22 protein-coding genes are annotated in these 26,822 nt (G+C 23.3%); 18 read left to right on the forward strand and 4 right to left on the reverse strand.

Annotated features, from left to right (window positions below; all coding sequences use genetic code 4):
• Positions 1 to 12 precede the first annotated feature (12 nt).
• From AAHM99_RS00715 to AAHM99_RS00735, 5 genes are all read left to right on the forward strand, one after another.
• A complete protein-coding gene (locus tag AAHM99_RS00715) occupies positions 13 to 1,302 on the forward strand; it encodes a glycosyl hydrolase family 18 protein (protein WP_342274887.1) in 1,290 nt (429 codons plus the stop codon).
• 145 nt (positions 1,303 to 1,447) lie between these two features.
• Positions 1,448 to 2,254 (forward strand): hypothetical protein, encoded by an 807-nt coding sequence (locus AAHM99_RS00720; RefSeq protein ID WP_342274888.1) that lies wholly within the window; start codon positions 1,448 to 1,450, stop codon positions 2,252 to 2,254.
• A 46-nt stretch (positions 2,255 to 2,300) separates the two neighbouring features.
• Entirely contained in the window at positions 2,301 to 3,419 is a 1,119-nt protein-coding gene (locus AAHM99_RS00725) for a glycosyl hydrolase family 18 protein (RefSeq protein ID WP_342274889.1), read from the forward strand.
• Between the two features lie 222 nt (positions 3,420 to 3,641).
• Positions 3,642 to 4,997, forward strand: coding sequence for a M3 family metallopeptidase (locus tag AAHM99_RS00730; RefSeq protein ID WP_342274890.1), 1,356 nt, complete (start codon positions 3,642 to 3,644; stop codon positions 4,995 to 4,997).
• Positions 4,978 to 5,442 carry a M3 family metallopeptidase gene (locus AAHM99_RS00735; protein ID WP_342274891.1) on the forward strand — a complete coding sequence of 155 codons (465 nt, stop codon included), beginning with the start codon at positions 4,978 to 4,980 and terminating at the stop codon, positions 5,440 to 5,442. Before AAHM99_RS00730 ends, AAHM99_RS00735 begins: the two co-directional genes overlap by 20 nt.
• A gap of 20 nt (positions 5,443 to 5,462) precedes the next feature.
• On the opposite strand, the gene AAHM99_RS00740 is transcribed toward AAHM99_RS00735, so the two are convergent.
• Positions 5,463 to 6,158 carry a hypothetical protein gene (locus AAHM99_RS00740; RefSeq protein WP_342274892.1) on the reverse strand — a complete coding sequence of 232 codons (696 nt, stop codon included), beginning with the start codon at positions 6,156 to 6,158 and terminating at the stop codon, positions 5,463 to 5,465.
• A gap of 70 nt (positions 6,159 to 6,228) precedes the next feature.
• On the opposite strand from AAHM99_RS00740, the gene AAHM99_RS00745 reads away from it, so the two are divergent.
• The 13 genes from AAHM99_RS00745 (at position 6,229) to AAHM99_RS00805 (ending at position 22,577) form a co-directional block, all read left to right on the forward strand.
• A complete protein-coding gene (locus AAHM99_RS00745; RefSeq protein ID WP_342274893.1) occupies positions 6,229 to 6,936 on the forward strand; it encodes a hypothetical protein in 708 nt (235 codons plus the stop codon).
• Between the two features lie 155 nt (positions 6,937 to 7,091).
• The gene (locus AAHM99_RS00750) at positions 7,092 to 8,663 is read left to right on the forward strand and encodes a hypothetical protein (protein WP_342274894.1); all 1,572 of its coding nucleotides are present in this window, start codon (positions 7,092 to 7,094) and stop codon (positions 8,661 to 8,663) included.
• 167 nt (positions 8,664 to 8,830) lie between these two features.
• Positions 8,831 to 9,331 carry a lipoprotein gene (locus tag AAHM99_RS00755; RefSeq protein WP_342274895.1) on the forward strand — a complete coding sequence of 167 codons (501 nt, stop codon included), beginning with the start codon at positions 8,831 to 8,833 and terminating at the stop codon, positions 9,329 to 9,331.
• Between the two features lie 129 nt (positions 9,332 to 9,460).
• Positions 9,461 to 9,640 (forward strand): hypothetical protein, encoded by a 180-nt coding sequence (locus AAHM99_RS00760; protein ID WP_339031120.1) that lies wholly within the window; start codon positions 9,461 to 9,463, stop codon positions 9,638 to 9,640.
• A gap of 403 nt (positions 9,641 to 10,043) precedes the next feature.
• Positions 10,044 to 12,845 carry a glycosyl hydrolase family 18 protein gene (locus tag AAHM99_RS00765; RefSeq protein ID WP_342274896.1) on the forward strand — a complete coding sequence of 934 codons (2,802 nt, stop codon included), beginning with the start codon at positions 10,044 to 10,046 and terminating at the stop codon, positions 12,843 to 12,845.
• Positions 12,846 to 13,284: 439 nt separating this feature from the next.
• Complete coding sequence (locus AAHM99_RS00770; RefSeq protein WP_342274897.1) at positions 13,285 to 13,464, forward strand: hypothetical protein; 180 nt, start codon at positions 13,285 to 13,287, stop codon at positions 13,462 to 13,464.
• Positions 13,465 to 13,808: 344 nt separating this feature from the next.
• On the forward strand, positions 13,809 to 14,270 hold the full coding sequence (locus tag AAHM99_RS00775) for a hypothetical protein (protein ID WP_342274898.1): 462 nt from the start codon (positions 13,809 to 13,811) through the stop codon (positions 14,268 to 14,270).
• Between the two features lie 55 nt (positions 14,271 to 14,325).
• Positions 14,326 to 14,853 (forward strand): hypothetical protein, encoded by a 528-nt coding sequence (locus tag AAHM99_RS00780; RefSeq protein ID WP_342274899.1) that lies wholly within the window; start codon positions 14,326 to 14,328, stop codon positions 14,851 to 14,853.
• Between the two features lie 184 nt (positions 14,854 to 15,037).
• Complete coding sequence (locus AAHM99_RS00785; RefSeq protein ID WP_342274900.1) at positions 15,038 to 16,204, forward strand: hypothetical protein; 1,167 nt, start codon at positions 15,038 to 15,040, stop codon at positions 16,202 to 16,204.
• Between the two features lie 2 nt (positions 16,205 to 16,206).
• Positions 16,207 to 17,322, forward strand: coding sequence for a hypothetical protein (locus AAHM99_RS00790; RefSeq protein WP_342274901.1), 1,116 nt, complete (start codon positions 16,207 to 16,209; stop codon positions 17,320 to 17,322).
• 452 nt (positions 17,323 to 17,774) lie between these two features.
• Positions 17,775 to 18,440 (forward strand): hypothetical protein, encoded by a 666-nt coding sequence (locus tag AAHM99_RS00795; protein WP_342274902.1) that lies wholly within the window; start codon positions 17,775 to 17,777, stop codon positions 18,438 to 18,440.
• Complete coding sequence (locus AAHM99_RS00800; protein WP_342274903.1) at positions 18,427 to 19,833, forward strand: hypothetical protein; 1,407 nt, start codon at positions 18,427 to 18,429, stop codon at positions 19,831 to 19,833. Before AAHM99_RS00795 ends, AAHM99_RS00800 begins: the two co-directional genes overlap by 14 nt.
• A gap of 1,442 nt (positions 19,834 to 21,275) precedes the next feature.
• Positions 21,276 to 22,577, forward strand: a complete 1,302-nt coding sequence (locus AAHM99_RS00805) for a hypothetical protein (protein ID WP_342274904.1) — start codon at positions 21,276 to 21,278, stop codon at positions 22,575 to 22,577.
• Between the two features lie 652 nt (positions 22,578 to 23,229).
• On the opposite strand, the gene AAHM99_RS00810 is transcribed toward AAHM99_RS00805, so the two are convergent.
• The 3 genes from AAHM99_RS00810 to AAHM99_RS00820 all read right to left on the reverse strand — a co-directional run bounded on the left by AAHM99_RS00810 (position 23,230) and on the right by AAHM99_RS00820 (position 26,457).
• Entirely contained in the window at positions 23,230 to 24,108 is an 879-nt protein-coding gene (locus tag AAHM99_RS00810) for a hypothetical protein (RefSeq protein WP_342274905.1), read from the reverse strand.
• Between the two features lie 204 nt (positions 24,109 to 24,312).
• Positions 24,313 to 25,665: a hypothetical protein gene (locus AAHM99_RS00815; RefSeq protein WP_342274906.1), complete on the reverse strand. Its 1,353-nt coding sequence runs from the start codon at positions 25,663 to 25,665 to the stop codon at positions 24,313 to 24,315.
• A 336-nt stretch (positions 25,666 to 26,001) separates the two neighbouring features.
• Positions 26,002 to 26,457 (reverse strand): DDE-type integrase/transposase/recombinase, encoded by a 456-nt coding sequence (locus tag AAHM99_RS00820; protein ID WP_342274907.1) that lies wholly within the window; start codon positions 26,455 to 26,457, stop codon positions 26,002 to 26,004.
• Between the last annotated feature and the right edge of the window lie 365 nt (positions 26,458 to 26,822).

Genomic DNA, 26,822 nt, shown 5'->3' on the forward strand with positions numbered 1-26,822 from the left:
GAGGGTAAAATAATGAGAAAAATATTAACTTTGCTGTCTTCATTTTCTTTAGTTGCAACAACTTCAACTGCAGTTGTTGCATGTGGCTTTAATATGGGAGATACATCAGCTGACAATCATTTAGTTCATCATGTATTAAAAACAAATTTAGGTTTTATTGAAAATGAACAAGAAGATACAATTAAAACTAAAATTAAGGAATTAAATCCTGATTTAAAAATGGAATCAGTTATTATTGAAAGTATTAAAAAAAGAGTTGTTGTTATTACAGCAACAGATGATGGAGTGTATAGTGGAAAACTACAAATAAATTTTAATTTAAAGGGAGATGTTGTTAGATTAGAATATAGAGTTCTAGTAGGATATTATTTTGATTGAAATGGGGAAGGACAAACTATTCCAACTTTTGAACAATTGGCAGAAACAAATTATAATGTCATTAATGTTTCTTTCTTTTATTCAAAATCAAATTATGAAATGCCTAAATATTTACCACAAAATCCAGAAGAAGTAAAAGCAGGAATTAAGTTATTGCAATCTAAAGGTAAAAAGGTTCTTATTTCAATGGGTGGTTCACCTTCAAGTGAAATGAAATTTAGAAGTAATCAAAAAGACGAATTAAAAGAAACAATTTTAGATGTAGTTGATGAATATGGTTTTGATGGTCTTGATATTAACTGAGCACAAAAATCATTAACAGATAAAACAAGTCAACAAACAACTGTAGATGCTTTAAAAGAAATTAAGGATGAAAATCCTGAATTTATAATAACTATGGCTCCAGAAATGCCATATTTAACAAATAAATCAGATACTACAGGTAAAGGTAGTTACATTACTTTTTTAAAAGGTTTAGAAGGATATTATAATTGAATAAATCCACAGCTTTATAATGGAAGAGGTTTTGGACCATATATTGAACCTGAAGAACAAAAAAAATTAAAAATTAAAGAAGATTATATTGCAAATGATAATGCCAAGTATCGAGCAGAATTTTACTATCTAATGACTAAGTATCTAACAACAAAATATAGTCCAAAAAATGACTATTATTTAATTGATGCAGATAAATTTGTAATGGGGGCTTCAACAAATGAGATTGCAGGGAATGGATCTGCAACTAAACAATCAATTAAAAAATCACACAAACTTCTTAAAAAAGATAAAGTTTATACAAGAGGCCTTATGTCTTGAGCAATAAATTATGATGCTTTTGAAGGAAATATTAATATTAATGGAGAGAAATTTTATAATAAAAACTGAAGTTTTGAATCTTGATATAATGAAACCTATAATAAATAATAAGAAGAGCATAATTTAAAAAAAATAAATTAAATAGATAATAACTTGTTATTTTATAGATTTATATGAAAATATTTTTGAGATTTATCCATATATTTTTTTATTTTTTTATATGATAATATATAGAAAATGGACGGTACCAAATATGAAAAAGCTACTATGTTTAATTTCTTCATTAACTTTAATTTCTTCATGATCAACTAGTGTTATATCATGTGGTCTTTTTGTTGGAAAAAAAGAAATTAACGAAGATCTTAAAGTAACTAATTTAGGTGAAATTTCAGATAATCAAGATACTACTATTATTGCTAGATTGAAAGAATTAAATTCTGAATTACAAATAGATTCAATTAAACTTTCTAATACTACAAATAGTAAAACCTTGGTTTCATCAAATGGTAATGGAATTTATAAGGGGAGTGTTGAAGTTGTATTTTCATTGAAAGTTGATCCTTCATTGGAAATTGATTTAAATCAACATCTTAAAGTAACTAATTTAGGTGAAATTTCAGATAATCAAGATACTACTATTATTGCTAGATTGAAAGAATTAAATTCTGAATTAAATGTAGATTCAATTAAACTTTCTAATACTACAAATAGTAAGACTTTGGTTTCATCAAATGGTAATGGAATTTATAAGGGAACTGTTGAAGTTGTATTTTCATTGAAAGTTGATCCCTCATTGGAAATTGATTTAAATCAACATCTTAAAGTAACTGATTTAGGTGAAATTTCAGATAATCAAGATACTACTATTATTGCTAGATTGAAAGAATTAAATTCTGAATTACAAGTAGATTCAATTAAACTTTCTAATACTACAAATAGTAAGACTTTGGTTTCATCAAATGGCAATGGAATTTATAAGGGAAATGTTGAAGTTATGTTTTCATTGAAAGTGACCCCTCCATTGGAAATTGATTTAAATCAACATCTTAAAAGTAACTAATTTAGGTGAAATTTCAGATAATCAAGATACTACTATTATTGCTAGATTGAAAGAATTAAATTCTGAATTACAAGTAGATTCAATTAAACTTTCTAATACTACAAATAGTAAGACTTTGGTTTCATCAAATGGTAATGGAATCTATAAGGGAAGTGTTGAGGTTGTATTTGAACTAAAGGATGCTCCAATAGAAACTATTGATAAAGTTTTAGTTGGTTATTACTATGAATGAGGAGGAGCAGCTCAAGTTAAACCAAGTTTTGATGAAATAGCTAATACTAATTATAATGTAATTGATATCTCATTTTTATATTCACCAACAGCTTATACTATGCCTGTATTTCAACTATGAAATCCAGCAGACATGAAAGCAGGAATTAAGTTATTACAATCAAAAGGTAAAAAGGTACTTATTTCAATGGGTGGAGCTACTGGAAGTGAAATGAGATTTAGATCTGATCAAAAAAATGAATTAAAACAAACAATTCTAAATGTAGTTAATGAATATGGTTTTGATGGCTTGGATATTGACTGAGAAGGTAGTTGCCTTACAGATAGAGAAAGTCAACAAGTAACTATTGATGTTTTAAAAGAAATCAAGGATCAAAATCCTGAATTTATGATAACTATGGCTCCAGAAATGCTATATTTATCAAATAAATCTGAAAAAGATAATAAAGGTAGTTATATTCCATTCTTAAGAGAATTAGATGACTATTATGACTGAATAAATCCACAGTTTTATAATGGATGAGGGTTTGGTCCGTCTATAGAACCTGAAGATAAACAAAGATTAAATTTATCAATGGACTATATAACAAATAGTGATGTTAATCATAGAGCGGAATTCTATTATTTAATGACTAAATATTTAACAACAAAGTATAGTCGATTAAATGACTTTTGATTAATTGATCCAGATAGATTTGTAATGGGGGCTTCAACAAATGAGCCAGCCGGAGCAGGAGCTGCTACTGAAGAATCTATTAAAAGATCATATCAATTGCTAAGTGAAGTTGGTATTTATACAAAAGGTCTTATGACCTGAGCAATAAACTTTGATGCTTATGAAGGTATGATTGAAAGTAATGGTCAACAAGTTATGTTTAAAAAATGAAGTTTTGAATCTTGATATAATGACACTCATAATAAAGAAAAAAAATAACATTGTCTGATGTTATTTTTTATATATAGTTATAAATGACAAGTTATCAAAATTAATGTAAAATCAATTTAGTTAAGAAAATTAATTATTTATAAAAAATAATTCTTTATAAAATTTTGAAATATCTATATTTTTAAATAATACTAATTTAAAAATATAGAATTTCTAATTAGTAATAAATAATAGAAAAGAAAATTTTTAAATAAATTTTTTGGGTAAATTATGAAGAGAATTGATGCAGAAGATAAATATAAATGAGATTTACTTTCCCTTTATGAAAGTGATAAAGAGTTCTTATTAGACTTAGACTTGTATGTTGAAAAAAATAATGAGCTATTAATGTATAAAAATAAATTAAGAAATAAGAGTGATTTTATAAATTTTTTAAAGCATTCAATTGCAGTGGATAAGAGTGTTTCTAAAATTAATCATTTTTTAAAGCACTTATATATCGAACAAAATAACCCTAGATTGTTAAAATTAGACTCAATTTTCAATAATAAAATGCAACAATTTGATGGTAAATTTTCATGAGTTAATGAGGAAATTAAAAATATTGGAAAAGAAAAAATTTTAAAGTGACTATCAGAAGATTCTGAACTTATTCATTATTCAGAAAGTTACAAAGAATTCTTTAGAAATATAAAATATCTTATGCCTCAAAACCAAAGAGAGTTGTTATCAAAGGTTTCAAACTCTAGTTCAATTATTTATGAAATGTATGAATCAATGAGATTTAAAGATAATGAAGAAAAAAAGTTAGTGTATAAAAATAAAGAATATATTATTAATCAAAAGTTTATCTCAGATATTTTAACTTATTCAGATCCTATTAAAGATCAACAGTTAAGAATTAAAGCAAGTTTAAAATTTAAAGAGGGCTTAAAATTTAAACAACATACTTATGCAAAAATATATGAATCTATTGTAAAAGAGGAAATTGAATCAATAAAACTTGTTGGAATGAAAAGTTTTAAGGAAAACTTTTTTGATAGAGCTGATTTCTCCATTACAAATTTTTTAAACTTAATAAAATTTACTTCTAAAAACTCTAGTGTTTATTATAGATATTATGAAATAATTAAAAAATACTTAAATTTAGAGAAATTTTATGGAACGGATTCAAGTTTGGAACTATTTAAGTTGGAAAGAAAAAATTATAGTGTTGAATACGCTCAAAAAATAATTAAAAATTCATTAAAACCAATTGGAGAAAAATATATTGCTAACTTAGAATATTGTTTATCAGATAATAAAATTGATTATTATGAGGATGAAAATAAATCAACTGGAGCTTTTACAGTTGGAAGCAATACTTATGACTCTTTAATTTCTTTAAATTTTACAGAAGATATAGAATCAATTTCAACCTTAACACATGAACTAGGTCATGCTGTTCATAATTTATTTGCTAAACAAAATCAACCAAAACCTTTAAATGGATTTTCAAATATGATTGCTGAAGTAGCATCGACATTTAATGAACATTTGCTATTTGATTATTTATTTCAAAATGAAAAGAATGAAAGTAAGAAATTGATTTTAATTCAAAATAGAATTGAATTCATTTTCTTCTAATTTCTTTTCTGCTATTGCAGATGCCGAGTTTGAATATCAGTGCTATAACTCAAGTGAAAAAGGTGAGGTTCTTACTTTAGATAAAATATCAGAAATACTAAAAAAGGCAAATAAGAAAGTTTTAGGAAAATCTATTTTTGATAGATATGATGATCAAGTATATAAATATAGTTGAATAGCTATATCTCATATTTTTGAACAGCCTTTTTATATCTATAAATATGCTGTATCAATTGCAGTTTCTTTTAAACTATATTCAGAATTTAAAAGAACCAAAGATGCTTCTCAAATAATAAATTTCTTAAAAGATGGGGGAAGTTTAAAAGCTACTCAATTATTTAAAAAATATAATTTTGATTGTAAAAAAGAAGAATCATATAAGGATTTAATATTGGAAGTTGAAAAATTAGTAGAGAATTTTGAACAGTTGCTAAATAAAAAATAAACCAATTATTGGTTTATTTTTTAATAAACATTACTTAAAAATCTTGTATAAAAATAGGTTATTGAATTTGAGAAGACAATTAATTCAATAGAAAGTATATTTAATTTAATAAGCTTTTCTTCACTTAGTTTATTTTTTTTCTTTAACATTTTTGAATAACTCATAACATCTCTTGCAGCAATGTCTACTCTAGTAATAGTGCTTTTATTTGAAAAAATTCTTTCAAAAATTAGTTCTAAATATTCATCTTTTTTCATTATTTTTAAAACTTCTTTTTTATAAATTTCAAAATATGAAATTAGGCAATTATTTATCAATTCAATTGCATACTGTGATTTTTTTGCAATATCTTTTTTTGCAATATCTTCAAAGAAAGTGCATATTAATTCAATTGATTTTACTCAACCTAGAATAAAAACATAATCCACAATTAATTTATGAAATTTAGATAATAGCTTAGAGTTATTATTAATTAATTTAAACTTCTGATTGTAAAAATTTGAATAATTATCAATTTGCTGAAATAACACATCATACAATTCGTAGTTATTCGTATATTCAATAATGAAGTCATTTGGATTTTTATTAAATCTCAATATTCATTTCATAAGTTTTTTAATGCTTTTTTTAATGTCTTTTTCTCAATAGGGACTTACATTTTTTAAATGTTCTTTGTCTTTTGATGTTAATTTGTATGCTTTAAAATTATTTATCATTTTATTAAACCTTCTATAATTCATTAATTTTATTATATATTAATTGTATAAAGAGAAAAGAGAATAATTTATGTTAGGTAAATATGATTTTAATCACGAAAATTCTAAGAAAATATTTAAATTTTATAATCCAGCCTTACAAATAATATCGATATTATTTGAAGATCAAAAAATTCAGCTTAAAAGAGATAACTTGCTAAATAAAGATTTTGAAAAGATATTTAATTATTTTAAAAATATTGAATATCTTGATCAATTTAAAGAAGTCAAAGATATGATTAATTTTTATTATTATGATTTTTGAAATGAACTAATTTCTTTAAATAGATTACAAGTTTTTGATCGTCATAAATATTGACCTAATATAGAGTCAATAAAGCAAATAGCAGATTTATTAGATAAGTGAATAGTTCAAAGTTATAATAATGTAAAAAATAATAAAGAGGTAATGAACCTATTTGAATGTCTTAATGAAATTCAAAATATAATAGTTAATTATTGTAATAATTTAATTAATGAAAATTTTAATTTTAATAAAAAAATTATAGAAGGTTTAGAACTTATAAAAAACTCAAATAGTTTTGAAACAATTGAGAGCTCTTCAGAAATAATTTTAAATATGTTTGAATATAATTCGCTAAGCAGCGAAAGCATTCATAATATTTTTGAAGAAAACTCTCAGGATTATTGAAAGATTTTTAATACTTTAACAAATATCTCAATACTATCAGTATTTGCTATACAAATAAAAGAAGAAAATAATTGAAATATAAAATAGTAGTCAAAAATGAACCTTTAAAATAATTACTTTTAACACCTTAAAAGTTTTAAAATATAATTTTATTTATTTATTTTGCTATATAATAATCTTGATTTATATCTTGAAATAAGTTCTAAAAAATATATATGAAAATATAAAGAGGTAGTGAAAAAATGAAAAAAATTATAATGTTTTGAACATTATTATGATCATTATTTTTTTCTTTTACAGTTTCAATATCTGAATTTGTAAAAACTAATATCGAAAACAATAATTTTGCAAAAACTATTAAATATGTAAATCAAGATGAAGAAATTTCATATAAATCTTTAATAACTCCAAAAAACAATTATATGTATTATGGGCGTCTTTTAAAATATTACTATGTAAATAGTATTTCTATTTCAAACAGCGATATTCAAAAAATTCAAACTACTTTAAATATAAGTGGAACTCAAAGTGAAATTTATGAGTCACTATTTATTCAAAACATGTTGGCATCTACTGTTATGCCAAGTATTTATGGTTCTTCAAGTGACGCAGAGTTTTTTGCAGAAAGTTTTAGTAAGTGATTAAATACAGAAGATGACTTAAAAAATAAAAGTTGAGAAGTAACAAATAATTTTTATATTAATGTTCTTCCTGAAATTATTAAAACAGGAGGTACATTTGATGGGCCTTATGAGAACTCAGTGTCAATATCACAAAAATTTATTCAACTAGTTGAAAACTTGGAAAATAAAGTATATTATGATACAACTTTGCCAACACCACCAAGTAATGCTCTAAATTTGAAATATTCAAATAATTCAATTATTTGAGCAAATAATCAGCAGACTTTAAATTCTATAATTTCTCAACTTAGAGTACAAACAGGAAATACTATTTATCTTAATCAAACTCAAAAAAGCATTTTATTAGAAGTTGCTTCTTCATGAATGCAAGATTCGTACACTCCAGCAAGTCAAGAATCAATTGATGCATTTAATAACTTTAATGCAAACCACTATGAGTCATTTGATAATTTAGATAAAACATTAGTCGAAGCAACAAAAGATAAAAATAATTATAGTGGAGTTTGGTTATCACATGTCTATGATAATCTTGAAGAGGTATATTTAAAAAATACTCCAAATAGTTTGGGATCAGATAGTGAAAAATGATCAACTAATAATACTCAAAAGTTAAAAGATATTACTTTAAAAACTTATAATTCGCTATATAACATTATACAAAATGATATATGGGTAAATAATATATTAGTAGCATTTATATTAAGTCCTGATTTTCCTCTAAAAAATGATGATGGAACAGATATGAACGATGGAACAATGGGTTATACAAGTACAAATTACTATGTAGATAAACAAAATGTTTTTGCAAGTACTGCATATTCTTACATTGTAATTACAGGACCTAGTCTAACATTTAAAGAATTTAACAGTCAATATAAACAAGGCTTTTGAAGTAGTCCATATAAATTTAGTGTAGTTGTTCATGAAATTGGTCATGCTTTAGATGGATTTGGAAGTAAATTAAATTACTATAGAAGTCAAAACCATTCAAAAAGCTTAGACTATAAATCACTTTATACAGGTGATACTTTTGGCGAGTATGTTGCTAAGAACAATAATTGAAATATATGGGTAATAATTTTAGCAGCTAGTGGAACTGCAGTCATTTTAACAATAACTTATCTTGTCATAAGAAAAAAATCAGCTAAAAAAGGTGTTATTAAATCTTAATTGTTTAAAAAAATCTAAGTAATAGATTTTTTTTATCTTTTTGTTTTAGAGCAAATATCTTGATTTTGTTTAATTTTAAGTATATAACATATAAGTGGTTAAAATTGATAAATCCAATTTTGGACAATATCAATACAATACAAAATTTTAAAGGGGAAAAATAATATATGAAAAAATTATTAACACTATTTTCAGCAACTAGTTTATTTGTTTCTACATCTAATATGGTTATTTCATGTCAAAAAGAAAAGGTAATTAAATTTGAATTACCAGATCAACCTGAATCAGAAGAAGATATTATAAACGCTTTGGATTATTATACTGAAGAAAAAGCAAAAGTAGATGAGATAATTAAACAAGAACTTGCAGAATGTTCAAATTGCAGCGAAAGTCAAAATAATGAAATACTATTAAAAAGTGAAGCAAGACAGAGAAGTGTAGTATATGAAAGTTTTATTAAAGCCTATAAATCTTATAAAATGCTTCAATTTGAGTGTGACGAATTAGTATCAGAAAATTCAGGAAAAACTTATAAAAGTGAAAGCATTAATGACTTCGAACAATTTATGGATAAAAGTCAAGGATATGATAATTTAACAAAGGATACAAAAAAATTTATGAAGAAAATTCAAGAATGAGCTAGAGTAGGAACAATAGAAGTTGATTAGTTGTTAAAGATAGTGAATGATTCAACGTTATTTTTAATAAAAAAATAGATAAATTTATTTATAAAATAATCAATATTTTATGGAATTTTAAGGTAAAATTATCTATAATTAATTTGAGGAGAAAAACATATGAAAGATAAAAGTCTATTATTATTAATAATATTATTAATATTGGCAATTATACCTGGAATAATTTACTGATTATTACATCCACAACATAAATTGATTACATTAATTTTATTATTAATTTTAGCAATTATACCTGGAGTATTATACTTAGTATGACCAAAAGGTGGATATGCAAATTAATATAGAAATATATTAATTGAATTCTGAAAGTTATTATTTTTTAAGATAATAACTTTTTTTATACTAATTTCTCATTTAAAACAAGATCTATCAGTATAAGATAAGAAATTGAGTGTCTTTATAAAAATATAGTTTTTCAAATTACTTTTTAAAATTAAGATTTAAAAATATTTTTATATTTTAAGGTAATTGTTTACTTTATTACTTACTATTTCATATTATGAGTTGTATTATGAATACTTTATTCCTCTTTTTATAAAAATATTTCATTATAGTTCTACTTTTTAGTTTATATTAACCAAAAAGTAAACTTTTAAAGTATTTTTTCTACCATATTCTAAGTTTTTTATTTTTGACAATGTCTTTTAATTGTATATAATACAAAACATGGGAGACTATAAAAATGAAAAAACTATTATCAATTTTATCTGCGGTTGCATTTACTGCTTCAACATCATCAGCTGTTGTTAGTTGTAATTTAACAGTAGATAATACAAAGGACATTGATAAAATCATTAAAAACAAAGATTTAGGAAAAATAAGCAATGTAAGTGAAGGTATTCTAAAGAGTGCACTTAAACAAAATAATCCAAAAGTAGATACAGATAAATTGGCATTAAAAGATGTTGATTTATTTAATGGAAATGCTACTTTTGTTGCAAAAAACAGAGCAACCGATTACGATGGGGAAGCTCGTGTTAAATTTGATTTTGGAAATAGAAAGGCAGATTCTCAATATTTATGAGAAGCTATTAGCAATACTTGATTGGGAACAATCACTAGCAATGATGCTGCAGAAATCTTAAAAGAGTTAAAAGGAGTTAATCCATTAATAAACACAGATGAATTAGAAGTTAAAACTATTAATCCATGAGGAGCAACTATTGAAGCAAAGAGTAATTCAACTCTTTATAAAGGACAATCAACAGTTTCTTATAATGTAATTAATGGTGGAGATTCATCAGCAGTAGCACTTTATTCAGCAGTTAAAAACAGCTGATTGGGAGAAATACAAGCTGGTTCTACTGAACAAGAAACTGAAAAAAATATATTAAATCAAGTTAAAGCAAAAAATAGTGAAATTGATATTAATGAATTAGAAGTTAAATCAGTAACTGAATGAGGAGCACAAGTTGTTGCTAAATCTGGTTCAACAGTATATCAAGATGAATGTTATATTAGTTTTACTTTAAAAGGAAATTCAGAAGGTTCTGGATCAGTATCTTCACTTTATAATGAAGTTAAAACAACTTGATTGGGTAATATTTCAGATATAAATGAAGCTACAATTATGCAAGCTGTTAAAATAAATAATCCAAATTTAGATACTTCAAAATTAACTTTAAAAAATACTAATGAGTATAACTCAATTTTAATCCCCAATGAAGAAGGTAAATCTAAATATAAAGATGAAGTATGACTTTCATACAGTGTTTCAGAAAATGCTAAACCTGTTGAAAAGAAAGAATTAAGTCAAGTTATTACAAAAACAAACTTTGAAAAAAGTAAAAACACAGCAATTCATTTAGCTGAAGGTGAAAATCTAAGTGAATTAAAAATTAAAGAGTTAATTGACAGTGCCAATAAAGGATTAGATTTAAATCAAGTTGAAATTTCTAATATAAAAGAAACTGGCAATAAAGGAATAACTGAAGAATTTACAAATTATTCAGCAACAGTTAAAGCAAAAGAAAATTCATATAGTTATAAAGGAACTGTTGATATTAATTTTTACACAGTAGTTTCAATATCTCAACCTGATGAATTAAATGATATTATTAAAAATACTCAATTAGGTGAACTTAATGAAAATACAGAAGTAAGTATTTTAAGCGCTTTAGCACAAAAAAATGCAAACTTAGACTTAGGACATTTAGAAGTTAAAAACATAACAGAAACAAGTGCAACTATTAATTCTATTAGTGGAAGCAAAATCTATAAAGGTTCTGTTGAAGTTAACTTTAAAGTTATTGAAAAAGAAAAACCTTCAAATAAAAAAGATTTATCTGTTGATTTAACACAAACAAATTTAGGAGTAATTAAGGACGCAAATACCTCAACAATCTTGGATGAAGTTTATGCTAAGAATAAAAATGTTAAAAAAGATGAAGTTGAAGTTAAAAACATTTCTACAACTGGAGCTACAATTAAAACAAAGGCAAAATCTGAATTTTATAATGAAGAATCACAAGTTGTAATCAATTTTAGTTTAGAAGAAAATGGTGAAAAACCAAAACCTTCAAATGATGCACTTTTAGTAGGTTACTGATATGAATGAGGTGGAGAAGGCCAACATAATAATCCAGTTGATTTATTAAATAGTAATGAATTATTAAACTCTGCATATAATGTAATTGATATTTCATTCTTATATACATGAGAACCATATGCAATGCCTACTTTTGAAGCATTTAGTCCAACAAGTAAAGAGGGAATTCAAAGAGGAATTAAATCTTTACAAAACGCTGGTAAAAAAGTGATTTTATCAATGGGTGGAGCTACTGGTGGAGAAATGAGATTTAGACAGGATCAAACTGATCAATTAACTGCTACATTTATTAAATATATGGATGAATATGGATTTGATGGAATCGATATTGATTGAGAAGGTGGAGCACTTGGAGACAGAGAAAGTCAACAAACTACAATCTCAGCTTTAAAAGAAGCTAAAAAAATTCAAAACTCAAAAGGTAAAGAATTTATGTTAACAATGGCACCAGAGTTACCATACTTAAAATACAATACAGAAGGTGGTAATCAAGCAAGTTATATTCCTTTCTTAAAAGGACTTGATGGTCTATATGACTTTATAAATCCTCAATACTATAATGGTTGAGCATTTGGACCATTTGTTGATGAAGAAGAAAAAAACTATTTAGGAGTTAATACTTCATATATTTCAAATGATGATACTGAGTATAGAGGTGAATTCTACTACTTAGTAACAAAATACTTAACAACAAAATATAGCGCCCAAAACGATTTTTATGAAAAAATTCCAACAAATAAATTCGTTTTAGGAGCTGCTACTAATGAACCTGCAGGTAGAGGTGCAGCAACAAGAGAATCAATATATAAATCATATGTTTTATTAGAAAATGACAATATTCACATTCGTGGATTAATGACATGAGCTATTAACTATGATGCTTTTTCAAATTGAATGTTTGAAACTTGATTTAAAGAAACTTGAGGAAATAAATAGTTTGTAGGTTAATGTAATCAATTAAAATCTTATTCAAAATATTGAATAAGATTTTTTTATTTTTTTGAGATATGGTGCTTTAGATACTTAACAATAGACTTTTTACTTTTTGAAAAATGAAGTTAAAATTTCGATATATATAATGAGATTAGAAATAATAAAGTTATATTGATTTAGAAATTTTATCAACTCTTAAAGTGAAGTTACTTTAAATACAAACTCTTTAAGAGAGTTTAAAAATATAATTAATATCTAATGATCTTTTTATGGTAAAACTGATTTTAAAATTAAAACAGACTTGTTATCAATTGTGATTTTTTAAAAAATGAAGCAAATCTTAGAAATAGTTCATTTTTTCTTAATATTTCATCAAATTTTTTATTTTTTCTCTTTAATCTAATTAATATATATATAAAAATTATACGAGAAAGGAAAAAGCATGAATAAACTATTAACTATTTTGTCTAGTATTAGTTTATCAATAGAAACTATTCAATTTTTAAGAAGTAATAGAGTTCAATTTTTTTATAAAAGCAATGATAGTGTTCTATTTTATTTAGTCTATTTAAAATTAAATGGCAATAAACTAAATTTCCAAGTAGTTAAAATAATTATGTAATATATTTGAAATAAGTTACAAAATAAAAATCAATCTATAATTGAAAAAACTATTAAAGTATCAAGTCTTACAAGTGTTAATATTGATTCTATTAAAAATAATTTTTTAAATAATGATAATAAAGTAACTTTTTTCAATTATATAAATAAAAAATATTATTATATGATTAATAAAGATACAAATTTTTGAGACTGAAGAAATTATAAAAAAAAGATTAAAAAATTAAGTGAGATGTCTTTTAAAGGACTAAACTAAATTAGTTATGAAAAAGACTTTAATTTTTTCTTCTTTAGTCTCATCAATTATTCTTACTAATTTAGTAATAAGGTTGTGGACCAGCAATTATGGCAAAACCTTCATTAGACTTTGACAGAATTCCATTAGAAATCATTAATAAAATTACTGAAAAAACAATTCTTGAGTTTGAGAAATATTTATATGATATTTATGGTAATAATGAAAATCCTAAAAAAGATTTTTATGATTTTCAAATAGAGTTAGGGAAAGGGAATATCACTACAACTCTAGCTAATAAATTTACCTCATTATATGAATTAAATAAAAGGAAATATTTAATTAAAAGCAAGTATCCAACAGATAATATAAAGTTAAATATAAAAGAACTTGAACAAGATATTAATTGTAAAACAATTGATAAAATGATTTGTAAAATAGGAACAACTTTTATTGAAGATAATAATATTGTAAAAATTGGAGAGTATAATTTAGGAAGTTTTAATATTTTAATAGAGTCATTAAAAGGAATTGGCTCTTCTTACAAAAAACAATTAAATTTTTCCAGTTAGAAATTACTGAATTAATAAAAAGAATTTTTCAAATCTTTGAGAAAATCATAACTTAATGAATGATCAAAAAATTCAAGAGGTTTTAAAAAATGAAGATTACTTTACAATTCCTAATTTTGAAATAATGAAACCAAATGGAGTTACTTTGGAAGAACAAATAAGTTTTATTACCAGCGTTGAAGACATTTTTGGTAATTGATTTTGAGAGATGAAAAAGACAAAAAACTTTATGTATAGTTATTTAAGTAATAAATTTGCACAAATTGTTGAACCAATTAAAAGAAATGACTTTAGAAAGTTTCACAAAGTAAATCCAAAAATAAATTTTTGTGAAATAAACTCTAATGAAAATTTACAAGAAAAAGATTTACATTATTGCTCTCAACTTGAAAGAATTAAAAATAAATTAAGGATTATGAATTTAGAGAATAGTGAACTAGAAATAATTTTAGATATACCTTTAAATGAAAATTATTTAGATATATTAGATCCAGAAAATATAAAGAACAGCTTTAAAATGTACTTTGGAAAAATTAAATATATAAACGACAATAAATTTTTATATTACTTTATTAATAAGTAGTTTTTTAAAAAAGCAGAAGATTATTATAAGTTTTTGAAATTATTAATTAAATATTTTTTAAAAATGAAAAAAATATTGAGAATTGTTCCACTTTTTATAAAATTAATGTTGATTTTTTAAATTTATTTAAAAAAAAGAATTAATATATAAGCGTATGAGAAATCATACACGAAAGGATGAAAAAATGAATAAACTATTAGCGACTTTGTCAAGTATTAGTTTATCAATCACTGCTGTTCCAACATTAGTTTTGGAAACAAATAAACATATTTTAGAAAAGAATGAGAATAATTTACTCAATTCAGAATATGCGACTCTTAATTTAAGTGAACTAAAATTAAAAAGTGGGGAAGTAAATTTATACCCTATTATAAATAATTTAGATGATGAAAAATTTGTTGTGATAACTATTTTATCACAACTTTCAAAAATAAATGATAAGGAAAGTGAAATTTTAGAAATTATAACTTCTGTTCAAAAAAATTATGATGACTGATTTGTGGTTATGCCACAATTGCCTACTACTGAGGGAAGTAAATCTAAGGGAGATTTAACTATGTTATATCTAGGCGATAGTAAACAGTTTGAAGGAATACTGAACATTAAAGATATTTTTTTAATAAATGAAAATACTGTTGTAAAGCCTATCCTAAGCGAAGCAATTAAAATTACTCACATGGGTGAAGTTAAAAAATTAAATAAACAAGTTTTAGAAGCAATTGTTTTAACAAAGAATGAAGGTTATGGTTTAAAGAAAGATGATTTTTTTATTGAAACAATAACTTATAAAAACGCAGTAGCTAGAGCAACTAAATATGGAAAATACATTGGATCTGTAATTATAACTTTTGAAGATGTTTTCTCAGGAATTGCGAATGTTGCAACACAATCAGCTAGATCTGATGCATATAATTCAGAGCAATCTGATTTTAAAACTAGTGCAGTAGTAATAGATATTGATTTAGGTAAAAGTAAATTTTTAAGTTCTTATAAATATATGGATTATAGTTTAAATACAAATTACTATACTCAGGGAATGGGAAGATTCAATTATACTGTTAACCAAAAAGAACCAAATCCAAAAAATCAGCAATACAAAGATACTAATCATATTAAGCCAAAATATAAAAGAATTAATGTTAACGAAAATACAACAATTAATGCTTTTGATTTAACTTATAAAAATGTAAATCAGGAAAAAGCTTTTGGTACATTGACCACTAAATGATTAAATGATTTTAAATTTAAAATAAGATTATCTGTAAACACTTGGGTTTGAGCTTCAGCTTGAAATGCTTATTGAGCAAGAGCAGAAGCAAGTATGTCAATATCAGACATTAAATTCAGTTAATTATGAAGAAACTAACTATTTATTCTTCATTGTTAGCAACAATTATTCCAAGCACTTTAGCTATAAGCTGTACTCCAGATTTTATTAGAGAACCTAATTTTATTGCTATTCCTTCAAAAGTGGTAAAACAAGTCTACATTGATACAATTAAGGATTTTGAAAATTATTTGATTGAATCAAGTGGAGATGATACTAATCCCAAAACAGATTTTTATTCTATTAAAAATCACTTACGAAATTTTGATGGAGTAGAATTTTTAATAGAAAAATTTAATTATTTTTTTCAAAAAAATAAGTTTGCTTCTTTAAGAAATATTAAATATAGAGAAGATGATATTGTTTTGAAAGTAGCTAAAAGAGAAAAAAATTATAATTGTTTAACAATTGAAGGAAATGTATGCTCTTCTGATAATATTTACAGTTTGGATGAGAATAAATTAAAAATAGGAGATTATCAAATAGGAAATTTTTCTGTAACAATGTCTTCTAAGAAAAGCGATGTATTTAGCTATAGCAAAGAGATTGTTTATCCTATTAAAAATTATTGAATTGATAAAAAGACTATTTTTAAGCTTTGAATAGATCATAATTTAATTAATCAACCAAAAGTAGATTATGTTCTTAGAGGTGATGATAAATATGCAATACCTAATTTTGAGGGACTACAACCTGAAAATTATTTTCTACAAGATCAATTAAATTTTATTACAAAAATGGAAGACATTTTTGGTAATTGATACTGAGATATGAAAAAAACGGATAGCTTTATTTATAAAAAGATGAGTAATAATTTTATAGATATTACACCTTATGATAGTAAATATAATTTTAAAAATTTTCATGAGAAAAATCCAAAAGTAGGTTTTTGTGAGATAACTGCACCTGTAAATATTGAAGTAGATCGACTTCATTATTGTGGTCAATTTGAAGACTACAAAAATAAATTAATTAATCTTGTTGGGAAACCTGAAAGTCCGGAGCTTGAAATTTATATTAATGTAAAACTGAATCCTGATTTTTTAGGAATATTAGATCCTACAATTACAGAATTTAATTATAAATTTTATTTTGGAAGCTTTACGAAAGTAGCTGAGCATTTTTATCTCTATAGTTTTTAATAAATATATTTGAACTGTGATTAATGAAACACATTGGAATAGTAAATATTTATAAGTGATTATTCTTAAAACACCATATTAGAAATGGCGTTTTTTCATTTTAAATTATTTCTATTTTAAAACTTCTTATTTTTTTAGTAATTTAAGATATTTATGTTTGCTTTCAATTTTAAAAAAACTTTTTCATTTTAAAAAAAAAAAAAAAATAGACAGTTTATAACCAGAATAAATAAATTTATAAGTGTGATATAATTTTATAAAATGGAGAAAATTATGAGTAAAATTAAATTAAATTAAACAACAGTTAAATAAAATTACTTTTAGTTGCAAGTAATAATGTAAATTTTAAATATATTAAGTATTTAAAAATACAAAATAATTTTTATAAAACCATTTTAACAAGCATACTTAATTAATATAAAAATTTTCAAAAGAAAAGGAGAAATATATCTATGAAACATAATGGACTTTCTGGTAAAAAAATTATTAGAAATAGTAACTTAATTTCTAAAGAAAATAATAGTAATAAAAACTTTAAATCGGTTATTAAAATCCTTAAAAAAAATAATTTTTCTTTTTTTCCTAATTATCAAAATCTAGATGCACAAAACTATTCATATGATTTTATAGAAGGCACAATTTTAGAAAAGGTTAAGAAAATGCCTATAAAATCTACTCTTAGAATTATAGATATAATTCTAATGTATCAAAATTTTTATGAAAAAAAGAATGGAAATGTAATAGTTCATGGAGATATTAGTCCAGTAAACATTATTTTTAATGAGCAATTAATGCCAATTAAAGTAATTGATTGAGATGGTTGTTATTTTGGAAGTAAATATGATGATATTGGTTATGTTTGTCTATTATGAGTTAACTTTGGTGATGACAAGCAAGAACACAAAAAGTATATTGAAGAAATTAAAATTATTTTCAGACACTTAAAATATAAAAAAAATGATGTTACAGCTGTAAAATTATCTATTTTAAAAAGAATAGAGAAAGACAATAATGCTATTTTAAAAAGTGAAAAAAATAGGGACTTAGATTATTGACTTAATTATACTAAAAACTGGGTATTAAAAAATTGAGAGGAGATTGAAGATGAATTTAATTAACTTCACAAAAGAGGATACTATTTTAGTAATTAAAGAACAAAAAGGTCATTGAAAGTTATTTCCATGAATGTTCTTATATTCATTAATACCTGCTATTTGAATACTTGTTAGAACATTAGTAATAACTCAATATATGTCAGCAAGTGTTGAAACTTATGCACAATGAGATTATTTGAACATTATGTTGGAAGTTATTCAAGAAACAATAGTATTTCCATTATTTTGATGATTTGGCAAGATCATAATAAATAAAAAAGAACACTTAAATAAGTTGAGAGAAGTTTATTTAGTAACATTTTTTATTTATTTAATTCTTATTTTCATTTTAAGTTTAAATGTCGGTAATCTTGTAAAAGTTATTGGCTCTAACGAGGGTTATGAGCAAAGAGTATTTTTTACATTGCAACTTTATAGTAAAATTCCAGAAATCTTAACTTCTGTTTCAACAGTTGTAATATTAAATTTGAAAATGTATAAGGGATTTCTTGCTTTACTTATTAGTAAATTATCTTTTTCAATTATCTTTGATTTTACTTTGGCAAATAATAGGGTATTTGAAAATGCTTATATAGGACTTGGTATAAGTACATTAATTACACAAATATTGCTATTTTTAACTTCTTTGATTATGGTAGCTAGAGCTTTTGGATTTAAGAGATTTTTTAATTTAAAAACCTTTAATTTAAAATTAAGTAAATTAACATTTACAAAAATATTTTGACTTAATGTTTTATCAGCTTTTGTATTTTCAACAATTAATAACTCATTTTACTTATTTATGATTGCTAAAAATATGAATAAAGCAGTTGAAAGTGATGCATATTGATTATCAAATACAATTATATGATCATGAGTTTTAATTATTCCAAATGTAATTTTTGCTATAAATAAATCAATTGTCTCTACAAGCAATGATTTAAATTATAAAAAAAGAATAATTCTTATCTTACAATTTCAAATAATAGCAATTATTTCTTTTCTTATAGCTTTATCTATATTTATTCCAACTTATCACTTATTTACGTTATTTTTATCAAATAATGATAGTAGTTTATCTCAAAGAAGTTGAGAAATATTTTCAAAGCTAATTGGCTTTTTTATTTTTTATGTTTTGGCAACTAGTATTAATGCTCAATTTAATGGAGAAGGGAAAAACTTTATTTTAGCTATTCAAGCCATAATTTGTAATTTACTAACTTTCACTCCTTTTATCATTTTATACTCAATAAAAAAATTAGAATATGATGTTGAAGTTATTACATATATGTTTGGTTTCAGTTTATTTGTTTCATGAATAGTATCAACTGTTTTTATGACATCTTACTTAATGATTGAAAGAAAAAAATTTATTTTAAGTAATTATAAGGTAGTTAATTTTGAAGCAACTAAGTAGTTTATAAATTTATATTATAAAGATCTAATTTTTTAACAATAGGTATTTTTCAAAAAATATTTATAAGAATATAATAAAAAAAATAGCAAAAATTAAATAATTATGATATATTTGCAAGAGTTTTTTTTATTGCGAATAATAATTGGTGATTAATGATTTATATATTTTTTTAGATTATATTTTATTTAACAAAAAAATAATTTAACTTTGTAAATTAAAACTAAAGAAAATTATTAATAAAAAAGATATTAAAGGAATAAGATATTTTATAATAAGAAATTAGAAGGAAATTAATTTGTAATATGGATACATATTTGCAGAAAATTAACTTTAGTAGTATTTCAGAAGTAGTTAAAATTATTTGCTTTATATATAATATATCTTTGAGCAAAGGAAGAAATTAGTTTAAAATTGATTAATGAGAAAAGAATAACAATAAAAAAAAGAAAACTATAATTTAAAATAAAAACTTATTTATTTTTTTAAAAGAAGATTAACTTCCATTGCTTCTTAATTTCAATTTCCCTTTACGGTAAGTTTTCCTTCAAGTGTAAATAATTTTACATTATTATAATTAACACTTGCTAAATGAGAAAGTTATTATTTTAAAGAGATCAATATTGTGTTAATACTTGTTTCGAAAAACATAAGTAGTATTAGTGGAACAATGAGTACTATTGAAAGTTTAAAAAAGTAGGAATAGTTTTTATTTTGAAAATAAAAAATCACTGAAATTTTAACTTTTTATTATTAATATTTAAATACCTTAGACCTCTATTTCTTTGATCTTAATTAATTTATGAACTTATAACCAATATTAATCTAGCAATTTTTTTAAACTCAAGGACATACAAACTTGCTAGAAACACCATAATTTTATTTAATGAATCTATTAATGTTTGAAATAACTTGTTTATTGTATTTTTTATTATACTTAGTCCTTTTACCAATTAATAAATTGCAATATTTTTATTTTTTATCTATGATATAACATTTATTAATGTATAAAACTTAAAGTATTTTTTTGGTTGATAAACTAGTTTCTTAGAATCAAAATAAATAAAATTAAATATTCTATTCCTTTGTTTCTTCTTGCTGTGTAATTATTACAATTTACTTCTGTATCATATACATGTAATAGACCGTACACTTTTTCAAAAACTGATATTTTATTTTTCTCTATTATTTTTGACTTAAAAAAATTATAACCACTCTGTTAAAACCTTCGGTCTATTTGGAATTGTCTATTCTATTAAAAAATAAAAGCATATAATATGCACAGTTTTTACTAAAATTATTTTAGCAATATTAAACCTATCAGTTACATTTTTGATAGTAATGTAGCTATTTTATCAAAAACTAAAAATCCTTTATTTTAATTTCATAATAAAATAAAGATGGTTAAGGTTGGTAGGGTGGGTTTTGAAGGAAAGGTAAAAAAAATGATTAAATTATTAAATTTAATAGCAGTTTTTACAATGTCTGCTACAAGTACTGGGCAAATGATGATCAATTCCAATCAAGTTGATAAGGATAATTTAAACTATGACTCAGGTATTATTGCTCAAAAAAATGTGGGTAAATTATCTAATGGGAGTCTACATGGTTTTGATACACCATTAAAAATTGAAAACAATTGATATGGAACAGTTGTAAAAGAAAATATACTGGAGTTTTATAAAGTTGAAGATAAGATAAATTCAGAATTTGTTTTAATAAATTCTATTAAGCTTGAAAAAAATCTTGAAGAGAAAAGTGGTAAATCTATTTTAATTGGTAATGAAATTTATTATCAATTTATTATTAATGATTATAATAATTATAATAGTGCAAATTTTTATAAATTAAATTTAGATAATGGTAATGTTGAAAATTTAGGATCGGTTGTTTTAGATGAAGATGCTGTTAGGTCGACATTTGATTTTTCTGGAATTGACTTTCATATATACAATAATAAGCTTTTTATTGTATATAGTGATATTTGATATAATGGAGCATCAATTGTTTCAGTTGATTTAATTACTAGTGAAATTATAGTCTTAAAATCTCATAATATGTTCTCAATGATTTTTGTAGAAAATAAAATTTATTATTTAATTTCAAGTAATGTAACTGGAAAATCAAATAATTTGGGTGTTTATGATTTAGAAACTAGTGAAGATTTAATATTCGAATGAACAGAATCAAGATTATCAAATTTATTGTATTATAATAACGATGTCTATGTGTCTAAATGAAGTTCAAATAATAATTATGATGCTTCATTAAATAAAATTAATTTTTCTAACAATGAATTAGAGTTACAATGAGTTGTTAATATTCCTAATAGTTCTATTTCCAATATTTTTAATTATAAAAATAAAGTTTATATGATAGAAAAATTTAGGAATAAAATTACTTTATCAGAATTTTTTAATGATAACTTAATAGAAATAACTACAATTTATAACTGAGATTCACCTAGTATTAACTTTGTAGAAATTACTAATTTATATATTGAGAATACTAATATTATTTTTTCTCTTGAGAAAACTAATAGTAACGAAAAAAGAGTAACTGAAAATATTGTAGTTAATGTAGATTTGAATAGTTTTGAACTAATAAAATATTCAAAAAAATGAAATAAAAAAGAATTATCTACCTTTGTTATTTATGAAGATAGCAATATTTATATTTCTAATACAAAAACTTCAGGAATATTAGATAATACAACCTCTATATTCCAAAAAACTAAATTCATTTAAAGATATAACATACACATTAATTATGCATTTTTTAAAAGTGAAATTTAATATTTATGTCATTATTAAAATAAGGTTGGTAAAAATTACTAAAACTAAGTAGTTTCTATTAACTTTATTTTTTATTCTTATAAATTAATAAATATTCAAGAGATTGGAATGTCAAGAATATAAAATTTTATTTTGTGTATAATAAAAATTATGTCCCAAATTAAGAAACTAAACTAGTAGATAAGTCTGCTAGTTTTTATCAAAAAATATTAGTTAGCAACTTTACAAATAGAATTAATTTCAAGTATTTTAATATTACCATGTAAATAGTTAATTTTTATCTTTAACTAGATTCCAAATGTTATTTCTAATTAAAGCATAATTTTTTTATTTCTTGTTTTTATAATAATTACTTTTAATTTTGGCTTAAAGTAAATTGGAGTAAACCTTTTAGATATAAACCACTTATCTTTTTAAAATTAATACTAGGTCTATTATCAATAAATTTTTCACTTTGATAAGAGAAAACAATATATTCATCTTGATCAAATTTTCTAGTTACTGATTTTAATTGGCCAATTGTATTGAAAAATCTTTATTGTATTGCTGAATTGGATGGTGCAAATAATTATTTAATTGTTCAAGATTTTTTAAATCTAAGAGTCTAATTATTTGAGGTCATATTCTTTGTAATGTTCCAAAAGTTCTTTCAACTAATCCCTTTTCTTGATGGATTGAAGTTGTTTTTTTTATTTACTCCAAAGGAATGGAAAATAACCTGCAATTGTGTATTTGAAACACTATCACCAAAATGGTCACGATTATTTTTACTACTAAAAACATTTTGATTATCACTAACATTTAATTTTGGTAAACCATAATGTTTAAATACTTTTTTATAGATATTATAGCAACTTTCAGTAGTTTCTTGTTCGCTGAAATAACCTGCCAAAATCCTTTTACTAGATTTATCAATTACAATAAGCAAATGACATTTTAAGTTCTTAATTCATTGATGATTTGAAGCATCAGTTTCATAGATTTCTCCAAATTTTACAATTTTATTTTGCGTAGGATTGGGTTTGGTTGTTATAATTGAATTTGAAAGATACTTGCTTGTTAAATTTTCTTGGTTTGCCTCCTTTAAATTTTTACGAATATCTTTTTTTGTTTTTCTGTTAAGAGTTTCAATTAAAATGTTTTCTTCTATTAATATATGTCTAATTGCAGAGTAACTTATTTTTCTTTTTCAATTTAGTTCTCAATAATGTTTAATACTAAAGTCATAATATTTAGTTTGAAATAATTCAATTATTTCATCTTTAAATAATTGTTGAATTTTATTTATAGGTATTTTATTGGTATTTCTATGAATAAAAGCTTTTGCTCCAATCTCTTGATATTCTTTAAGTTTTCTTCTTGTGTGTCTAACACTATAACCTAATTTATAGGCTGTATTTTTAATAGACTCTTTTCTTAAAGAAAATTGCTTAATTAATCTTAGTTGTTTTTGTTTCATGGTATTTAATAGTAGTCCTTTCATAAAACCTCCATTTATTTATTATAAAGAAGGACAAAGTCGCTTGTTAATATGTAGCAACATAATCGCTTATTACTCATATAAAAGAGAGAAGCAAGAATAATATATTATTTATTTTTTAAATATTATTGTGATATTATAAAAATGAATAGAAAAAAGAAAATGATGTAGATAATAAGCGATTATGTCCCAAAATACAAGATTTATCTAATAAATAGATCTTGTATTTTTTCTTTTTCTATCAAAAAAATATCAGTTAGTTGCTTTTCAAGGAGATTCAATTTTGGGTACTTTAGTAGTTTCAAATTCTTCATTAGATAGTGTTTTAGCATTTCCATGTAAACGTTCGTCTTCAACTTGAGTAAGATTGTAAATGTCATTTCCAATTAGCGCATAATACTTTTTATTTATAGTTTCCATAACCATTACTTTTAACTTTGGTTTAAAGTAAATTGGAGTAAAGCCTTTACAAATAAATCACTTAGTTTTTTTAAAACTAATACTATGACCATTATCAATAATTCTTTCACTTCGATAAGAGAAAACAATATCTTCATCTTGATCAAATTTTCTAGTTACTGATTCTAATTGGTCTAAAGGGATTGAAAAATCTTGATTGTATTCCTGAATAAGATGGGGTAAATAATTATTTAACTGCTCAATATTTTTTAAATCTAAGAGTCTAATTATTTGAGGTCATCTTCTTTGTAATGTTCCAAAAGTTCTTTCAACTAATGCTTTTTCTTGGGGGATTGATGTTGTTTTTGTATTTACTCCTAAAGAGTGAAAAATAAATTGTAATTGTGTATTTGAAACACTATCGCCAAAATGGTCACGATTATTTTTACTACTAAAAACATTGCGATTATCACTAACATTTAGTTTTGGTAAACCATAATGTTTAAAGGCTTTTTTATAGATATTATAATAACTTTCAGTAGTTTCTTGTTCGCTGAAATAACCTGCCAAAATCCTTTTACTAGCTTTATCAATTACAATATGCAAATGGCATTTTAAGTTCTTAATTCATTGATGATTTGAAGCATCAGTTTCATAGATTTCTCCAAACTTTACAATTTTCTTTTGCGTAGGATGGGGTTTGCTTGTTATAATTGATTTTGAAAGATACTCGCTTGTTAAATTTTCTTGGTTTGCTGCCTTTAAATTTTTACGAATATCTTTTTTTGTTTTTCTGTTAAGAGTATCAATTAAAATATTTTCTTCTATTAATATGTGTCTAATTGCAGAATAGCTTATTTTGCTTTTTCAATTTCTTTCTCAATAATGTTTAATACTAAAGTCATAATATTTAGTTTGAAATAATTCAATTATTTCATCTTTAAATAACTGTGAAATTTTATTTATAGGTATTTTATTGGTATTTTTATGAATAAAAGCTTTTGCTCCAATCTCTTGATATTCTTTAAGTTTTCTTCTTGTGTGTCTAACACTATAACCTAATTTAAAGGCTGTATTTTTAATAGATTCTTTTCTTAAAGATAATTCCTTAATTAATCTTAGTTGTTCTTGTTTCATGGTATTTAATAGTAGTCCTTTCATAAAACCTCCATTTATTGATTATAAAGGAGGACAAAGTCGCTTGTTAATATGTAGGGACATAATCGCTTATTACTCATAATTTAAAAGAAAAAATTGAAAATTTTAACATTGATTTATAAAAATTTATGATAAGATATTATTAAGGTAGATAGAGCACTAGTTTTGTAACTAGATTCTATCTTTTTATTTATCCATTTGAAAAAATTTTGAGACTAGTTGCAGAACTAGTTTTTTTATTTATCTGTATATTATATTCTCTTATCAGAGAAGAAAGGAAAGAACATGAATCAAGAAAAAGCAACAAAAAAATATGTACTGTTCCTTTTTTTCGGACACCTATATTTTATAACTAACTCTATTATTATTATAAAAATATTGATACATTTTCAAATTATAAATATATTCATTTACAACATTGTATTTATAACCTTCCTTGATTGCTTCTCTTTTAAGAGTACTTCAAAAACCTTCAATATATCCATTGTCCGTTGATCTACCAATTCTAGACATACTTAAGCCAAAATCAAATCACATTGTAGCTAAGCGATATTGATAAGATTTAAATTCTGAGCCATTATCAGAGTGAATAATTGAGTTTGGTTTAAATGTTCCAAATTCATTAACCATATTAAAAAATGACTCTAATACTAATTTCATACCTTTAATATTTTTAGTTACCAAACCATAAACTTTTTTAGTGTTTACATGATAAAAGGCGCAAGTGTATAGTTTGCATCCTGCTATTATTTTCTCGGTAATATCAACAGAGAAAATATCTCCATAATTTTTCAAATCTGTTTGATATTTAAATAATCTAGGATACTTACCAATTTTTCTGGAGTAACTGATTTATTCTTTTGTATTTTATAGTTATTAGGTTTTAACTTTAAAAACTTCATTATTCGCAAAACTTTTTTATGACTACAATTTAGATCTAAATACTTCATTAATCTTCTAGAACCATAGATTTTAACTTCATTTTTATAAACATCATTAATTCTCAAAACCAAACCTCAATTAATTGCCTTAATTTTTGGTTTACCTTTTGATAATCAATCATAGTAAGTACTTTTTGCTAAATCAATTATTCTACAAAGTCTTCTAATTGCAATATTTGGGTATTTAATTGTAAAGTTATAAACTACTTTTGATTTAAA

It is taken from the genome of Spiroplasma endosymbiont of Cantharis lateralis (assembly GCF_964030855.1).
In the GTDB taxonomy this organism is placed as follows: domain Bacteria; phylum Bacillota_I; class Bacilli_A; order Mycoplasmatales; family Mycoplasmataceae; genus Spiroplasma_A.